This window comes from Thioclava sp. F1Mire-8, assembly GCF_002213165.1.
GTDB lineage: Bacteria > Pseudomonadota > Alphaproteobacteria > Rhodobacterales > Rhodobacteraceae > Thioclava > Thioclava nitratireducens.
The window spans coordinates 429,902-444,632 of record NZ_NBNY01000002.1; the positions used below are offsets into that span (position 1 = coordinate 429,902).

Consider the following 14,731-nt stretch of genomic DNA (forward strand, 5'->3'; position numbering starts at 1 on the left):
GGCTCAGAAATAGCCTTCCTGCTTTTTCTTCTCCATCGAGGCGCTCTGATCGTGGTCGATCGCGCGGCCCTGACGCTCGGAGGTGGTGGTCAGCAGCATTTCCTGAATGACTTCCGGAAGGGTCTGCGCCTCGCTCTCGACGGCGCCGGTCAGCGGGTAGCAGCCCAGAGTGCGGAAGCGGACCGAGCGCATCACCGGCTCCTCGCCGTCGCGCAGCGGGAAGCGGTCGTCGTCCACCATCAGGATCAGCCCGTCGCGCTCGACTGTCGGGCGCGGGGCCGAGAAATAGAGCGGGACGATCTCGATCCCTTCGAGGTGGATATATTGCCAGATGTCCAGCTCGGTCCAGTTCGAGATCGGGAAGACGCGGACGCTCTCGCCCTTCGCTTTCTTGGCGTTGTAGAGACGCCAGAGCTCGGGGCGCTGGTTCTTCGGATCCCAGCGATGATTGGCCGAGCGGAACGAGAACACGCGTTCCTTCGCGCGGGATTTCTCCTCGTCGCGGCGCGCGCCGCCGAAGGCCACGTCGAAGCCGTGCTTGTCCAGAGCCTGTTTCAGACCTTCTGTCTTCCACATGTCGGTATGCAGCGAGCCGTGATCGAACGGGTTGATCCCCTTGGCCTTCGCCTCGGGGTTCTGGTGCACGATCAGCTCCATCCCCGCATCCTTCGCGGCCTTGTCGCGCAGGTTGTACATCGCCTGGAATTTCCACGTCGTGTCGACATGCATCAGCGGGAAGGGCGGCGGCGACGGGTAGAAGGCCTTCTTCGCGAGATGCAGCATCACCGCGCTGTCCTTGCCGACCGAATAGAGCATGACCGGATTGTCGGCTTCGGCCACGACTTCGCGCAGGATGTGAATGCTTTCGGCTTCGAGCCGCTGCAGGTGAGTCAGGGTCTTGTTCATGCGGGAGATCTCTGTCTGATCGCGGTTTTCCGAGATATAGGCGGCGGGTTTTGCTGGATAACCCCCCAAATGGGGGGTAAATACGGCTTATGTTGGGGCAGTCCGAGAACACACTGTTGATCAACGCGCTCTTCGCCGCGGCGAGCGAGGCGGGAAAGGCTGGCTGGGTGCGCTTTCTCGAGCGGCTCTGTTCGGTCGCCCATGCCGAGGGTGCGGCGGTGCAGATTCTCGCACCCGAGGGGGAGGGCGCGGGCTGGCAGGTCGGCAGGATCGCCTTGCCGGACGCCGCGCGACTCCACCCGATGCGACTGGATCGTGTCTATTCGCAGATCGACCTGCCGGGTGAAGTGGCGTGGCCCGAACCGCTCCGGGCGCTGAAGGTCGCGGCAGGGGGGGCGGGGCGCGTGGTGCTGATGATCGCGCGCTCGAACCGGGATTTCCGCGCGGCGGAGGCGTTGGCCCTCTCGACGCTCGCGCCGCATCTGGGGCAGGCGGTGATGATACGCGAGGCGCTGGGCGGCGAGCGGGCGCGAGCCGCGCGCGATGCCGAGGCCACGGCGGCGCTCGGCGCGGGGTGGTTGGTCCTGACGCCCGCGGGTACGGTGCTGGAATTCGATCCGCGCGTAGCGGCGGAATTCGATGCGGGAGGTTGGCTGCGGCTGCGCATCGGCGCGCGCCCGGAATTCGCCGACCCCGACGCCGCGCTGCGCTTTCGGCAGAGCCTCGCGAAACTCGGGGAAGGCGGGGCGGTCGTCCGGCCGATCCCGCTTGGCCCCGAGGCGCAGGGCGTGCTCCGGCTCGCGCCGGGGCGATGGCGGGGCAGTCCTGCACTGATCGGACATCTGCGCGCCATGCCGCTGGCTGAGGCGCTGCCGGTTGCGCGTGTCGCGGGGGCGCTAGATCTCAACCGGTCCGAGGCGCGGCTCGCGGCGCTTCTATGCGATGGGGCGAGCCTGCGCGAGGCGGCCGAGCGGCTTGGCTGGACGCTGGAGACCGCGCGCTCGACCTCAAAGCAGATCTATGCCCGCGCCGGGGTCAGCGGTCAGACGGGACTGTTGCGCAAGATGTTCGGCTCGGCGCTCTGGCTGGGTTAGCCGCGTACGAAGAAAACCGCCGCCATCACCAGCCCGACCGCAATGATGAAGCCGCGCAGCAGCGCCATATTGGTGATCCGCTTTGACAGATGCGCGCCCAGGTAGCCGCCGACGGCGCTCGCGATGCCCAGAACCAGAACCGCCTGCCAGTCGATTAGTCCGGCCACCGCGTAGGTTACGACCGAGACCAGCGACAGCACGGCCGAGACGAGGTTCTTCAGGCCGTTCATCGCATGCAGATCGGTGAAGCCAATCAAGCCGAGCGCGGCGAGCAGCATGATCCCGAGTCCGCCGTTGAAATAGCCGCCGTAGATCGTCACCGCGAGTAGCAGGGCGAAGGCGGACACGGCGCCCATCGTGCGGCCAGAGCGTTGCAGCGCCTTCAGCAGCATCGGCCCGAAGGCAAACGCCGCGGTCGCCAGCAGCAGAAGCCACGGCACCACGCCGGCGAACAGTTTTTCGGGCGTGATCAGCAGCAGGAGGGCGCCGAGGAACCCGCCCGCGACGGCGGCGATCAGGATCGTGCGCAGCGCCATCGGCCCCTTGTGGCGCAGCTCGTGGCGGAAGGCCCAGGCGCTCGACAGATAGCCGGGCAGGGCCGCCAGCGTCGCGGTGGCATTGGCGGTGATCGGCGGCACGCCGGTCCAGACAAGCGCGGGGAAGGACAGGAACGTCCCGCCGCCCGCGACCGCATTCAAAGCGCCCGCCGCGAGACCGGCGAGCGCGAGGATCAGGAAGGATAGCATTTCTTACCGTAGTCAGCCGAGGTCAGGTGCGACCGGAACGACGATCCGCCCGCGAACCTTTCCATCGAGGAATTTCGGCGCGGTTGCAATCACTTCGTCCAGGGCGACTTCCATCTCCATAGCGGCGAGCTTCTCCATGTCGAGATCGGCAGCCAGACGACGCCATGCTTCGACGCGATCCTCGATCGGGCACATCACGCTGTCGACGCCTGCGAGCGTCACGCCGCGCAGGATGAAGGGCGCGACCGAGGTCGGCAGGTTCATCGAACCCGCGAGACCACAGGCTGCGACGGTGCCGCGATAGGCCATCATCGACAGAACATTGGCCAACACCTCACCGCCGACCACGTCGACCGCACCGGCCCAGCGTTCCTTGTTCAGCGGGCGCGGCTTGCCAGAGACGTCCTCGCGCGGAACGATCGACGATGCGCCGAGGCGCTTGAGGTAGTCTTCCTCTTCCGGGCGCCCGGTAACGGCAGCCACTTTATAGCCGAGTTTGCCCAGAAGAGCGATCGCGACGCTACCCACGCCGCCGGTCGCACCGGTAACGACGATCTCGCCGCTCTCGGGCGTCACGCCATGCGCCTCGAGCGCCATCACGCAGAGTATCGCCGTGTAGCCCGCAGTGCCGATCGCCATTGCCTGACGCAAAGAGATACCGTCGGGCAGTTTCACCAGCCACTCGCCTTTCAGATGGGCGCGCTCTGCCAGCCCGCCCCAGTGTTTCTCGCCCACGCCCCAGCCGTTGAGCACGACCCGGTCGCCCTTGGCGAAATCGGGATGCTTGCTGGTCGCGACGATGCCGGAGCAGTCGATGCCCGGCACCATCGGGAAGCTGCGCACCACGGGGCCCGCGCCGGTGATCGCGAGTGCGTCCTTGTAGTTCATCGTCGAGTAGGCGACGTCGACCGCCACCTCGCCCTCTGCCAGATCGGGCAGGTCGATATCCTTGAGCGCGGCGCTCTGAGTCTCTTCGGGTTTCTCGATCAGGATGGCTTTGACCATGGGGTATCCTTTCAGCTTCGGGCGAGCCGCAGGAAGCCGTCGGTGAAACGGCGCAGCGGCTCGGGGTTGCGTTGAAGTTTCGTGCGCAGAACCGCGCCTTCCCAGCCGGTCCAGAACAGTTCTGCGAGTGCTTCGGGGTCGTGATCGGCGCCGATTTCGCCGGCCATCTGCGCGTCACGCAGGCACGATACGGTAAGGTTTTGCCAGCGCTCGAACACCGCGATCAGGCGGCTGCGGAACTCTTCGGGCAGGCTGCCCATCTCCTGACCGAGATTGCCGATCAGGCAGCCACGGCGGAAGTCGAACCGCGCCATGCCCGCCTCCGCTTCTTCGGTGAAGGCGGTGAGCCGGGAGAGTGGGGTGATGTCCGTGCGGTTGAAGGCGCGGCGCAGCTTGTCTTCGAAATAGGCGTCATAGGCGTCGATGAGCGCCGCGCCAAACGCCGCTTTCGTCGGGAAGTAGTGGTAGAAGCTGCCCTTGGTGACACCGGCAGCGGCGGTGATCTCTTCGAGAGCGACGCTTGCGTAGCCGCGCTCGGTCAATTGGGCGAGCCCTGCCTGGATCAGCGCCTTGCGGGCGTCCTGATCCTCGGGCTTGCGGCGCGGGCGGCCGCGGCGCGCGGGGGCTGGGGTAACGCTCATATAGAATTAATATACCATACGGTATGTAAAATCAACCGCCGCGAATGTCCCCCCTCGCCAGTGCGGCCTTTGCCGAGCGGCGGCAGCGATCGGAACAGTAGCGCACGCTCTCCCAGTCACGGGCCCACTTTTTGCGCCACGCGAAGGGGCGGCCACAGCTGGCGCAGAGCTTTGTCGGCAGGTCGGATTTGCGGCGCATCTTCATGCAATTCGATACGCGGTGGACGCGTGGCCGGATGACCGCCGGCCAAATGAAAAGGGGCCGCGCGCGGCGACCCCTCCCTCGTCCGTCTTTCACGGCGATCAGATCGCCGAACTATGCCCGGCTTTCGACAGATCGTAAGCATCGAAATGGCGCGCGATCATGCGGGTGAGCGGGCGCGCCTTCGCCGGAATGCGCAGCCCGTCCGCGTTCACCTGAACCATGTCGCCGAAATGCTCCGCGCAGGCGGCGAACATTGCGGCGAGTTCCTTCGGATCGGCGCCGTAATCCCGCACCAGCTCTGCCGCTTTCACTTCGAAATCGCACATCAACGCCTCGATCAGCCGCGCGCGCATCTTGTCATCCGCAGTGAAGCGGTGCCCGCGCGAGGTCGAGAAGCGATCCGCCCGGATCGCAGCTGTATGGGCTGAAGTAGCTGGCGCGTTCTGTGCATAGCCTTGCGGGAAGCGCGAGATCGAGGACGCTCCGAGCCCGACCAGCGCCTCGGCCTGATCGTCGGTATAGCCTTGGAAATTGCGCCGCAACTGACCTCCCTTCTGAGCGGTCGAGAGCCCGTCGGTCGGCAGCGCGAAATGGTCGATTCCGATCTCGTCATAACCATCGGCCACGAACAACTCGCGCGCCACCTCGAACAGCTTCAGGCGCTCTTGCGGGGTGGGCAGATGGTCTGATGGGATCATCGTTTGGCGGCGCGCCATCCACGGCACATGCGCGTAGCCGTAGAGCGCCACGCGATCGGGGCCGAGCGACAGCAGCTTTTGCACCGAGGCCGCGATTTTCGTCGGTGTCTGGTAAGGCAGACCGTAGAGGATATCGGCGTTGAGGCTCGCGACATCGCGTTCGCGAATCATGTCGACCGCAGCTTTGGTTACCTCATAGCTCTGGTCGCGCCCGATCACGCCCTGAATCTGCGGGTCGAAATCCTGCACCCCGATCGAGGCGCGGTTCATACCCGACGCGGCGAGCGCGTCGAGGCGGGCGGCGTCGATTTCGTTGGGGTCGATCTCGACCGAGAATTCCGCGCCTTCGCCCATCGGTACCACGTCGAAGACCGCATCGGCGAGGCGGCGCATCATGTCCGGGGGCATCAGCGTCGGCGTGCCGCCGCCCCAATGCAGACGCGACAGCGTGACGCCGGGCGCCAGGCGCTCCTTGAAGAGGCGCAGCTCGGCCAGCAGCGTCTCGGCATAGGCGCGGACCGGTTCCTCGCTTTGCGTGCCTTGCGTGCGGCAGGCGCAGAACCAGCAGAGCCGACGACAAAACGGCACGTGCATGTAGAGCGAAATCGACGCGCCTTCGGGGATCGCCTCGATCCAATGCGCGAATTCCATGGGGCCGACATCGCCCGCGAAATGGGGGGCGGTGGGGTAGCTCGTATAGCGGGGCACCCGTGCGTCGAAGAGTCCGAGTCGGGTAAGTTGCGATTCCTGTTCCATGCGCGTATCTTTAGAGATAACACGCGCGACAGAATTTGACCCAGATCAAGCAATATCCATATGGCACATGATGACGTTCAGCCTGCTTCGCTCGCATGCGGAGACTGCCCGATCCAACATCGCGCGGTCTGTGCGCGATGTGACGCGGAGGAGCTTGAGCAGCTTGAGAAGATCAAATATTACCGAAGCTTCGAAGCGGGGCAGACGATCATATGGGCGGGCGACCAGATGGATTTCGTGGCCTCGGTGGTCTCAGGGATCGCGACGCTGACGCAGACGCTCGAAGACGGGCGTACGCAGATGGTGGGCCTGTTGCTGCCCTCGGATTTCGTGGGGCGACCCGGGCGCACCCGTGCCGCGTATAACGTGACCGCGACGACCGACATCCTGATGTGCTGTTTCCGCCGCAAGCCCTTCGAGGAAATGATGGAGCGCACGCCCCATATCGCGCAGCGCCTGTTGCAGATGACGCTCGACGAACTGGACGCCGCGCGCGAATGGATGCTGCTACTGGGCCGCAAGACCGCGCGCGAGAAGATCGCCTCGCTCCTGTCGATCGTGGCGCGGCGTGATGCCTCGATCAACATGAGCCCCAGCGCCCGGCAGATGGTGTTCGATCTGCCACTGACGCGCGAAGCGATGGCCGATTACCTTGGCCTCACGCTAGAGACGGTGAGTCGTCAGATGTCCGCGCTGAAACGCGACGGGGTGATCGAGCTGCAGGGTAAGCGCCACGTCACCGTGCCGGACATGGATCGGCTGCTGCTTGAGGCGGGCGATGACAGCGACGGCGGTTTCCTTATCTGAGCATACGTCCGGTCAGGGGGATACGCACTGCCGATAGGTGAGTGGCTTCATTCCGCCCTGCGTGATGTCCTGACGCGATAGGTAGATGCCGGTGCTCGACAGGGTGAGCACGATATCGCGCTGCCATTTCTGCCCTTCGCCGGTGAAATTCCACGTGGCCCGAACCACGCGATCGGTCGCGCTGTCGATCTCAGCGAGCTTGGCTTGTGACTCGTAGAATTTCAGGCTGTCCGGCTGGACCACCATCAGGCCTTTGTTGTCATCGCGTGAGGCGTCGCAATCGGCCTTTGTCAGCCCCCAGCGTCCGACCATCCCCTCCGGCAGTGTCTTCGGCATCGTCCCGTCCTGTTTCGGCGTCATCTCCTGACAGGCAGACAGCAGGGCGAGGCTGGCGAGAAGGGCGGGAATGATATGGCGGGTCATTGGGGGCTCCGGTCTTTCGTCAGCCAGCCAACCCGCCAGCGCGGCCGGAGTTCCGTGCCGGACACAGATGTCGCGAGGAGGTCGTTATTTCGCACGCGTTCCGTCGCGGTTTGGACATTGTCGTAAGGTAAACAGAAGGAGGCTGCAGCGGGGAAGGGTTATGCGTATCCCGTTTACTTGTGTCTTTCTCGTTGTCGCCCCGGGCCCGAGTGTTGCCAACCGTATTGCAGAGAATGGCGCAATGCTCGGGTCTGTTTCACGACATCCGCGAAAGCATGTCCGACGCCGTGCGGGCAACGGGAAGGGCGTCGGGATCGGTCCCGAGTGACGAAAAACGGCGCCCCGAGAGGCGCCGTCGACAGTCTTGAAAGGCGGCGCGCTCAATGCGCCATGATCACCGGAACCTCGGCCATCTCGAGCATGTGGCGCGTCGCGCCGCCCAGGATCGCTTCGCGGAATCGCGAATGGCCGTAAGCCCCCATCACCACCGCATCGGCGTCGCTGTCGCTGATATGGCGGTTGAGCACGTCCGACACGCGCGGCATCGTCTTGGCGAGCACCGACACCTCGGCGTGGACGCCGTGACGCGAGAGCATCTGGCTGAGTTGGCCGCCCGGATCCGAGCGCTCGGGCCCATGCGCGGGCGGGTCGATCACGGTGATGTCGACCAGATCGGCGGATTTCAGGACGGGCAGGGCGGCCCGCACGGCGCGCATCGCTTCGTGCGACTGGTTCCACGCGATCACGACGCGCTTGGCAGGCATGTCGCCGTTATACCCGTCGGGTACGATCGCGACCGGAACCTGGCCCTCGAAGAGCGCGGCTTCGACTGCGGCCTCGATCTCCGGGCCGCGGCCCTCGCCATAGGGGCGGCCCATCACGACCAGATCGGCAAAGCGGGCGCGCTGCCCGACGACGGTAGCCATCGCCCCGATCTGCGAGACGACCGCATCGACGCCCCAGCGAATGTCTTCGGCTTCGAGGCGCGCGCGCACCGCGGCTTCCGCGTTGCGTGCGTCGTCTTGCGCGCGATCCATCGTTTCCTGTTGTACGAAGGCGGTCGCCCCCGCGTAGTAATATCCGGTCTGCGTGCGATCCACACCGAGGCAGAGCACGTCTAGGTGGGCGTCGCGCCGTCGGGCGACGGCCACGGCCGTGTCGATTTGTGTCGCGGCCGCCTTGGGATCCGTGACGATCGTGAGAAGTGTCTTGTAAGCCATGGGTCCTGTCCTTGCGCCATAAGCGATTAAGCATGTGAGACCAAAGCCTAACCCGAAGAGATCGGCCGCACTTTGACTCGGATCAAGAGACGTGATTGTCAGATCACAGAACTGCGACCGAATGGCGCAGTTCGATCGCGAGCATTTGATGCAGATCAAGGCATCGTGCATACCCTCGGACCACAAGGACTCCAGTCAGGCCCAGGAGGATTCTCGGTTCAAGAGAGTGCCGCAGGGGCAGACCAGACGAAGGGACGCACAAAATGTGGGATTATATCAAGCTGATCGCGCTTGGTCTTGTGGCGGTTCTGGCCGCCATTGCGGCCGGCTACGCGCGCGATCTTGCCTATCAGGTGAATGCTGTCGAGGTCATGCTGGCCGCGGCCATCGCGTTCATCTGGGTGCTTCGCACCATGGGGAGCCGCCAGCCGGTGGCTCACAACGAGTATTTCGACGGCGTGGTTCGCGCCGGGGTTATCGCGACGACCTTCTGGGGTGTCGTGGGCTTCCTGGTCGCCGTCATCATCGCTTTCCAGCTGGCCTATCCGGCGCTCAACTTCGAATGGGCGCAAGGCTACCTGAACTTCGGCAAGCTGCGCCCGTTGCACACCTCGGCGGTGATCTTCGCCTTCGGTGGCAACGCGCTGATCGCATCGTCGTTCTACGTGGTGCAGCGCACCTCGGCAGCGCGGCTGTTCGGCGGCAACGCGCTCGGCTGGTTCGTGTTCTGGGGCTATAACCTGTTCATCGTGCTCGCCGCGTCCGGCTACATCCTCGGCGCAACGCAGTCGAAGGAATATGCCGAGCCGGAATGGTATGTCGATATCTGGCTGACGATCGTCTGGGTCGCCTATCTGGTTGTCTTCCTCGGCACGATCTTCAAGCGCAAGGAACCCCATATCTACGTCGCCAACTGGTTCTACCTGTCCTTCATCGTGACCATCGCGATGCTGCATATCGTGAACAACCTGTCGATCCCGGTCTCGCTCTTCGGATCGAAGTCGGTGCAGGTCTTCTCGGGCGTGCAGGACGCGATGACGCAGTGGTGGTACGGCCACAATGCGGTGGGCTTCTTCCTGACCGCGGGCTTCCTCGGCATGATGTATTACTTCGTCCCGAAGCAGGCTGAACGTCCGGTCTATTCCTACAAGCTGTCGATCGTGCACTTCTGGGCGCTGATCTTCCTGTACATCTGGGCCGGTCCGCACCACCTGCACTACACGGCGCTGCCCGACTGGGCCTCGACGCTGGGCATGACCTTCTCGGTGATCCTGTGGATGCCTTCCTGGGGTGGCATGATCAACGGTCTGATGACGCTCTCGGGCGCATGGGACAAGCTGCGCACCGATCCGATCATCCGCATGATGGTGGTGTCGGTCGGCTTCTACGGCATGTCGACCTTCGAAGGCCCGATGATGTCGATCAAGGCGGTGAACTCGCTGTCGCACTACACCGACTGGACGATCGGTCACGTGCACTCGGGCGCGCTCGGCTGGAACGGCATGATCACCTTCGGCACGCTCTACTTCCTCGTGCCGCGTCTGTGGGCGCGTGAAGGGCTCTACTCGCTGAAACTGGTCAGCTGGCACTTCTGGCTCTCCACCATCGGGATCGTGCTCTATGCCGCGTCGATGTGGGTCGCCGGGATCATGCAGGGCCTGATGTGGCGCGAAACGGACAGCCAGGGCTTCCTCGTGAACGCCTTCGCCGACACCGTGGCCGCCATGCATCCGATGTTCGTGGTCCGTGGTCTGGGTGGTGTGCTCTACCTCACGGGTGGCATCATCATGGCCTACAATCTGTGGATGACCGTCGCTCGTCAGCCGCGCGTGGAATCGCGTTCGGTTGCCGCCGTGCCGGCTGAATAAGGAGGAGATCAATGGGACTTCTCGACAAACACGGCGTCCTTGAAAAGAACGCCACGCTCCTGCTGATCTTTGCCTTCCTGGTCGTCACGATCGGCGGCATCGTGGAGATCGCGCCGCTCTTCTACCTCGAAAACACCATCGAGGACGTGGACGGCATGCGTCCCTACACCCCGCTGGAGCTTACCGGGCGCGACATCTACATCCGTGAGGGCTGCTATGTCTGCCACTCGCAGATGATCCGCCCGATGCGCGACGAAGTGGAGCGTTACGGCCATTACTCGCTGGCAGCGGAGTCGCAATACGACCACCCGTTCCAGTGGGGTTCGAAGCGGACGGGGCCTGACCTCGCCCGCGTCGGCGGCCGCTACTCGGACGCCTGGCATGTGGATCACCTGACCAACCCGCAGTCGGTCGTGCCGGAATCGGTGATGCCGAAATACGGCTTCCTGCTCAATCGCATGGTCGATTCCAAGCATATCGACGAGCGGATCGCGACCGATGCGATGGTGGGTGTGCCCTACACGTCGGACATGATCGAGAACGCCAAGGCGGACTTCGCGGCCCAGGCCGATCCGAACAGCGACACCGACGGTCTGCTGGAGCGCTATCCCAACGCGGTGAACGTCCGCAACTTCGACGGTCGCCCGGGCATTTCCGAGATGGACGCGCTGGTGGCCTATCTGCAGGTGCTCGGCACCATGGTCGACTTCTCGACCTTCGAACCCGTGGCCAGCCGGTAAGGGGGGCTGATCAATGGACTATCATATCTTCAGGGAATTCGCGGACAGCTGGTTTCTGATCTTCATGTTCGTCTTCTTCCTGGCCGTCGTCGTCTGGGTCTTCCGGCCCGGCGCGCGCAAGACCTACGAAGATACGTCCGAGATTCCCTTCCGGTACGAAGACAAACCCGCCAATGCCTCGGAGGCCGGCGAGAGCCGGTCCTCCAAGGACTGACGGCGCCACGTTGTAAGGAGGCGTGGAAAACATGAGCAAGAGACCAAGCAAGCAAAAGCACGAGGTCGAGACCACGGGACACTCGTGGGACGGCATCGAGGAATACAACAACCCGCTGCCCAAATGGTGGCTGTGGACCTTCTATGCCTGCGTCATCTGGGGGATCGGTTACTCGATCGCGATGCCGGCATGGCCGATCTTCAAATCCGGCGCGACGCCGGGGATTCTGGGCTCCTCGACCCGCGCGAACGTGCAGGCCGAGATCGACAAGGTCGCCGCGGCGAACAAGCCGATCCAGGAGAAGCTCGTCTCGGTCGATCTCAACGAGATTTCGAGCGATCCCGAGCTGAAGAACTACACCCAGAACGCGGGCGCCGCGGTGTTCCGCACCTGGTGCGCGCAATGTCACGGTGCGGGCGCGGGCGGCAACCCGAAGCACGGCTATCCGAACCTTCTCGACAGCGCATGGCTGTGGGGCGGCACGATGGAGGACATCCATTTCACCGTGACCCATGGCATCCGCAACGAGACGGACCCGGAAGGCGAGGCGCGGTTCTCGCAGATGCCGGCCTTCGGGAAAGATGGTCTTCTCGAGCCCGAGCAGATCGACCAGGTCGTGCAATATGTCCGCAAGATTTCGGACCAGGAGCATGACGAGGCGATGGCTGCGGAAGGCGAGACGATCTTCGCGGATAACTGCGCAGCCTGTCACGGTGAGAATGGCAAAGGCGACAACACCATGGGTGCGCCGAACCTCACCGATGCCGTCTGGCTCTATGGCGGTGACGTCGACACGCTGACCTACACGGTCACCAATGCCCGCTTCGGCGTGATGCCGAACTGGAACGAGCGTCTCTCGGAAGCGGATATCCGCGCCGTCGCGGCCTACGTTCACAGCTTGGGCGGCGGCCAGTAACGGTCGAAAACAAGAGAGATCCCGCGGGGCTTCGGTCTGGCGGGCCGCACCGGCACCCCGTCCTGTTCGCGCGTTTCCTGGGGGTGCCGGTGCCCAATTCCAGAGGGCCCCTTCGCGGGCCCTCTCGTTTGTCGAGGGTTACCTGCCGCCTAAGTTGGGGGGCGTTCCCGGGCAAAACAAGCGCCGTGCCAGCCGTTGCACGCCGTTGTGACCTCGCCGCGATGCCCGGGATACTTCTGCGCGAAGCGCTGGGTGGCGGACCGGGGAGGCCGGCGGGGGTGCGACCACGTTGGTCCGGGGCGAACGAAATGTCGCGGCCGGGCGGTGCGGCTTCCGTTTGAAGACAGCGCGCAAAAGCGCTATTACACGGGAACGCGACCGGGCGTGAGGCGACCGGCGCAACGCCACCTGATGTCGTGGCTTTTCAAGCAGGCAGCATATGCCGATGACGAGTGAAAACACCAACCAGTGACGATTTCCTGTATGGGAGACCTGTCTTTTTGACGCAGGTCAAAGTCTTCACGACTGTGTCATACCAGAAGAACCGTTGACGCAGAATGATTTATGAACGGAGAGAGTCGTGAGCTCCACCGAACCAGTCGATCCCCCGCCGCTCTACGCCGCCCGCGAGCCGATTTTCCCGCGCCGTGTGCATGGCCAGTTTCGCAACTTGAAATGGGTGTTGATGGCGGCGATGCTCGGCATCTATTACATCACGCCGTGGATTCGCTGGGATCGTGGGCCGGAGCTGCCCGATCAAGCGGTGCTTCTGGACCTCGCGAACCGTCGCTTCTTCTTCTTCATGATCGAAATCTGGCCGCATGAATTCTACTTCGTCGCGGGTCTGCTGATCATGGCCGGTCTGGGGCTGTTCCTGTTCACCTCGGCGCTGGGGCGCGTCTGGTGCGGCTATGCCTGCCCGCAGACCGTCTGGACCGATCTGTTCATCCTCGTCGAGCGCTGGGTCGAGGGCGACCGCAACGCACGTATCCGCCTGCTGCGCCAGAAATGGAACGCCGAGAAGGTCCGCAAGCGGATCACCAAATGGGTGCTCTGGCTTCTGATCGGTGTCGCGACGGGCGGGGCCTGGGTGTTCTATTTCACCGATGCGCCGACGCTGCTGCACGATCTGTTCACCGGCAGCGCCTCGCCGATCGCATACACGACGATCGCGGTGGCAACGCTCACGACCTTCGCTTTCGGCGGCTTCGCGCGCGAACAGATTTGCATCTACGCCTGTCCGTGGCCGCGCATTCAGGCCGCGATGATGGACGAAGACACGATCACGATCGCCTATCGCGAATGGCGGGGCGAGCCGCGCGGCAAGCTCAAGAAGGGTCAGCACGACCCGACGCAGGGCGATTGCATCGACTGCATGGCTTGTTTCAACGTCTGCCCGATGGGCATCGATATCCGCGATGGCCAACAGCTCGAATGCATCACCTGCGGGTTGTGCATCGACGCCTGCAACGAGGTCATGGACAAGATCGGCAAACCTCGCGGCCTGATCGGCTACATGGCCCTGAAGGACGAAGCGAACGAGCGTTCTGGCAACCCGGTCGTCAACGTCTGGAAGCACATCCTGCGCCCGCGCACCATCCTCTATTTCGCGATGTGGTCGCTGATCGGGGTCGGCCTCGTGGTCGCGCTGTTCATGCGCTCGCCCATCGATTTCAACGTGACGCCGAACCGCGATCCGCTCTTCGTGGTGGAACCGTCGGGCGCGATCCGGAACATCTACACGCTGCGGCTGCGCAACAAGGCGGGCGAGGCGACCGAGTTCAAGGTCTCCGTCAAGGCGCCCGATCCGGCCGACCAGAGCACGCTGAGCGTGTTGCTCGAAGGCCAGGACGGGACCACCGTGACGGTGCCCGCGGATGAAACCATGACCCAAAGGGTCTATATTGTCGCCGATCCCGGTTCGTCCATCGCCACCAGCGAACGCACCGAACTGACGATGTGGATCGAGGACATGACCAATACTGACCGCGTGTCGGAAACGACCGTATTCAACGGAAGGGTACAATGACCGAGATGGCGAAACCGCTGACCGGAAGAAAAGTGCTGATGATCGCGGTGGGCTCCTTCGGGGTGATCATCGCGGTCAACTTTGTCATGGCGTGGCAGGCGATCAGCACGTTTCCCGGCCTCGAGGTCGACAATTCCTATGTCGCCTCGCAGTCCTTCAACGAAGAAAAACGCGCGCAGGATGCGCTTGGCTGGACTGTGTCGCCGGACTATTCCGACGGCAAGCTCAGCTTCGTCATCCGCGACGAGAACGGGTTGCCCGCGCGGGTGGCCGAGTTCAAGGCGCTGGTCGGGCGGACGACCCATGTCCGCGAGGACATGACCCCCGATTTCGACTATGTCGGTGGCATCTTCACCTCCAAGGTCGACCTTGCTCCGGGCGTCTGGCTGGTGCATCTCGACGCGAAAGCCGCAGACGGCACGGAGTTCCGTCAGCGGATCGACCTCTTCGTGAAAGGCTGAAC

General features: G+C 63.8%; 16 protein-coding genes. 8 read left to right on the forward strand and 8 right to left on the reverse strand.

Translation table 11 applies throughout. The features are described from left to right. Window positions 1-3: 3 nt before the first annotated feature. Entirely contained in the window at window positions 4-942 is a 939-nt protein-coding gene (gene cysD / locus B6V75_RS10580) for a sulfate adenylyltransferase subunit CysD (protein WP_276206181.1), read from the reverse strand. 80 nt (window positions 943-1,022) lie between these two features. Between cysD and B6V75_RS10585 the strand changes: the two genes are divergently transcribed. Beyond that, complete coding sequence (locus B6V75_RS10585; protein ID WP_088719657.1) at window positions 1,023-2,000, forward strand: helix-turn-helix transcriptional regulator; 978 nt, start codon at window positions 1,023-1,025, stop codon at window positions 1,998-2,000. Here the strand turns inward: B6V75_RS10585 and B6V75_RS10590 are convergent. The 5 genes from B6V75_RS10590 to hemN form a co-directional block, all read right to left on the reverse strand. After that, window positions 1,997-2,746 (reverse strand): sulfite exporter TauE/SafE family protein, encoded by a 750-nt coding sequence (locus tag B6V75_RS10590; RefSeq protein ID WP_075774149.1) that lies wholly within the window; start codon window positions 2,744-2,746, stop codon window positions 1,997-1,999. The genes B6V75_RS10585 and B6V75_RS10590 overlap by 4 nt on opposite strands. Window positions 2,747-2,758: 12 nt before the next feature. Beyond that, the gene (locus B6V75_RS10595; protein WP_088719658.1) at window positions 2,759-3,751 is read right to left on the reverse strand and encodes an MDR family oxidoreductase; all 993 of its coding nucleotides are present in this window, start codon (window positions 3,749-3,751) and stop codon (window positions 2,759-2,761) included. Between the two features lie 11 nt (window positions 3,752-3,762). Continuing rightward, the gene (locus tag B6V75_RS10600) at window positions 3,763-4,392 is read right to left on the reverse strand and encodes a TetR/AcrR family transcriptional regulator (protein WP_088719659.1); all 630 of its coding nucleotides are present in this window, start codon (window positions 4,390-4,392) and stop codon (window positions 3,763-3,765) included. A gap of 31 nt (window positions 4,393-4,423) precedes the next feature. Further along, complete coding sequence (locus tag B6V75_RS10605) at window positions 4,424-4,597, reverse strand: DUF2256 domain-containing protein (protein WP_206184202.1); 174 nt, start codon at window positions 4,595-4,597, stop codon at window positions 4,424-4,426. Between the two features lie 98 nt (window positions 4,598-4,695). After that, window positions 4,696-6,051 carry an oxygen-independent coproporphyrinogen III oxidase gene (gene hemN, locus B6V75_RS10610; RefSeq protein ID WP_088719660.1) on the reverse strand — a complete coding sequence of 452 codons (1,356 nt, stop codon included), beginning with the start codon at window positions 6,049-6,051 and terminating at the stop codon, window positions 4,696-4,698. Between the two features lie 60 nt (window positions 6,052-6,111). Here hemN and B6V75_RS10615 point away from each other — a divergent pair, with 60 nt between their 5' ends. Further along, window positions 6,112-6,858 carry a Crp/Fnr family transcriptional regulator gene (locus B6V75_RS10615; RefSeq protein WP_075774153.1) on the forward strand — a complete coding sequence of 249 codons (747 nt, stop codon included), beginning with the start codon at window positions 6,112-6,114 and terminating at the stop codon, window positions 6,856-6,858. Between the two features lie 12 nt (window positions 6,859-6,870). On the opposite strand, the gene B6V75_RS10620 is transcribed toward B6V75_RS10615, so the two are convergent. Together B6V75_RS10620 and B6V75_RS10625 are read right to left on the reverse strand one after the other, a co-directional pair. Next, on the reverse strand, window positions 6,871-7,281 hold the full coding sequence (locus tag B6V75_RS10620; RefSeq protein ID WP_088719661.1) for a hypothetical protein: 411 nt from the start codon (window positions 7,279-7,281) through the stop codon (window positions 6,871-6,873). A 380-nt stretch (window positions 7,282-7,661) separates the two neighbouring features. Then, window positions 7,662-8,501 carry a universal stress protein gene (locus B6V75_RS10625; RefSeq protein ID WP_075774155.1) on the reverse strand — a complete coding sequence of 280 codons (840 nt, stop codon included), beginning with the start codon at window positions 8,499-8,501 and terminating at the stop codon, window positions 7,662-7,664. Window positions 8,502-8,764: 263 nt separating this feature from the next. On the opposite strand from B6V75_RS10625, the gene ccoN reads away from it, so the two are divergent. The 6 genes from ccoN to B6V75_RS10655 all read left to right on the forward strand — a co-directional run bounded on the left by ccoN (window position 8,765) and on the right by B6V75_RS10655 (window position 14,729). Next, a complete protein-coding gene (gene ccoN / locus B6V75_RS10630; protein WP_075774156.1) occupies window positions 8,765-10,369 on the forward strand; it encodes a cytochrome-c oxidase, cbb3-type subunit I in 1,605 nt (534 codons plus the stop codon). Between the two features lie 11 nt (window positions 10,370-10,380). Further along, window positions 10,381-11,109, forward strand: coding sequence for a cytochrome-c oxidase, cbb3-type subunit II (ccoO, locus tag B6V75_RS10635; RefSeq protein WP_075774157.1), 729 nt, complete (start codon window positions 10,381-10,383; stop codon window positions 11,107-11,109). Between the two features lie 13 nt (window positions 11,110-11,122). Next, window positions 11,123-11,323, forward strand: coding sequence for a cbb3-type cytochrome c oxidase subunit 3 (locus B6V75_RS10640; RefSeq protein ID WP_075774158.1), 201 nt, complete (start codon window positions 11,123-11,125; stop codon window positions 11,321-11,323). Between the two features lie 31 nt (window positions 11,324-11,354). Next, window positions 11,355-12,239, forward strand: coding sequence for a cytochrome-c oxidase, cbb3-type subunit III (gene ccoP, locus B6V75_RS10645; RefSeq protein WP_088719662.1), 885 nt, complete (start codon window positions 11,355-11,357; stop codon window positions 12,237-12,239). A 580-nt stretch (window positions 12,240-12,819) separates the two neighbouring features. Beyond that, complete coding sequence (gene ccoG / locus B6V75_RS10650; RefSeq protein WP_088719663.1) at window positions 12,820-14,268, forward strand: cytochrome c oxidase accessory protein CcoG; 1,449 nt, start codon at window positions 12,820-12,822, stop codon at window positions 14,266-14,268. Next, window positions 14,265-14,729: a FixH family protein gene (locus tag B6V75_RS10655; RefSeq protein ID WP_075774161.1), complete on the forward strand. Its 465-nt coding sequence runs from the start codon at window positions 14,265-14,267 to the stop codon at window positions 14,727-14,729. The genes ccoG and B6V75_RS10655 overlap by 4 nt, the downstream gene beginning before the upstream one ends. The last annotated feature ends 2 nt before the right edge of the window (window positions 14,730-14,731 follow it).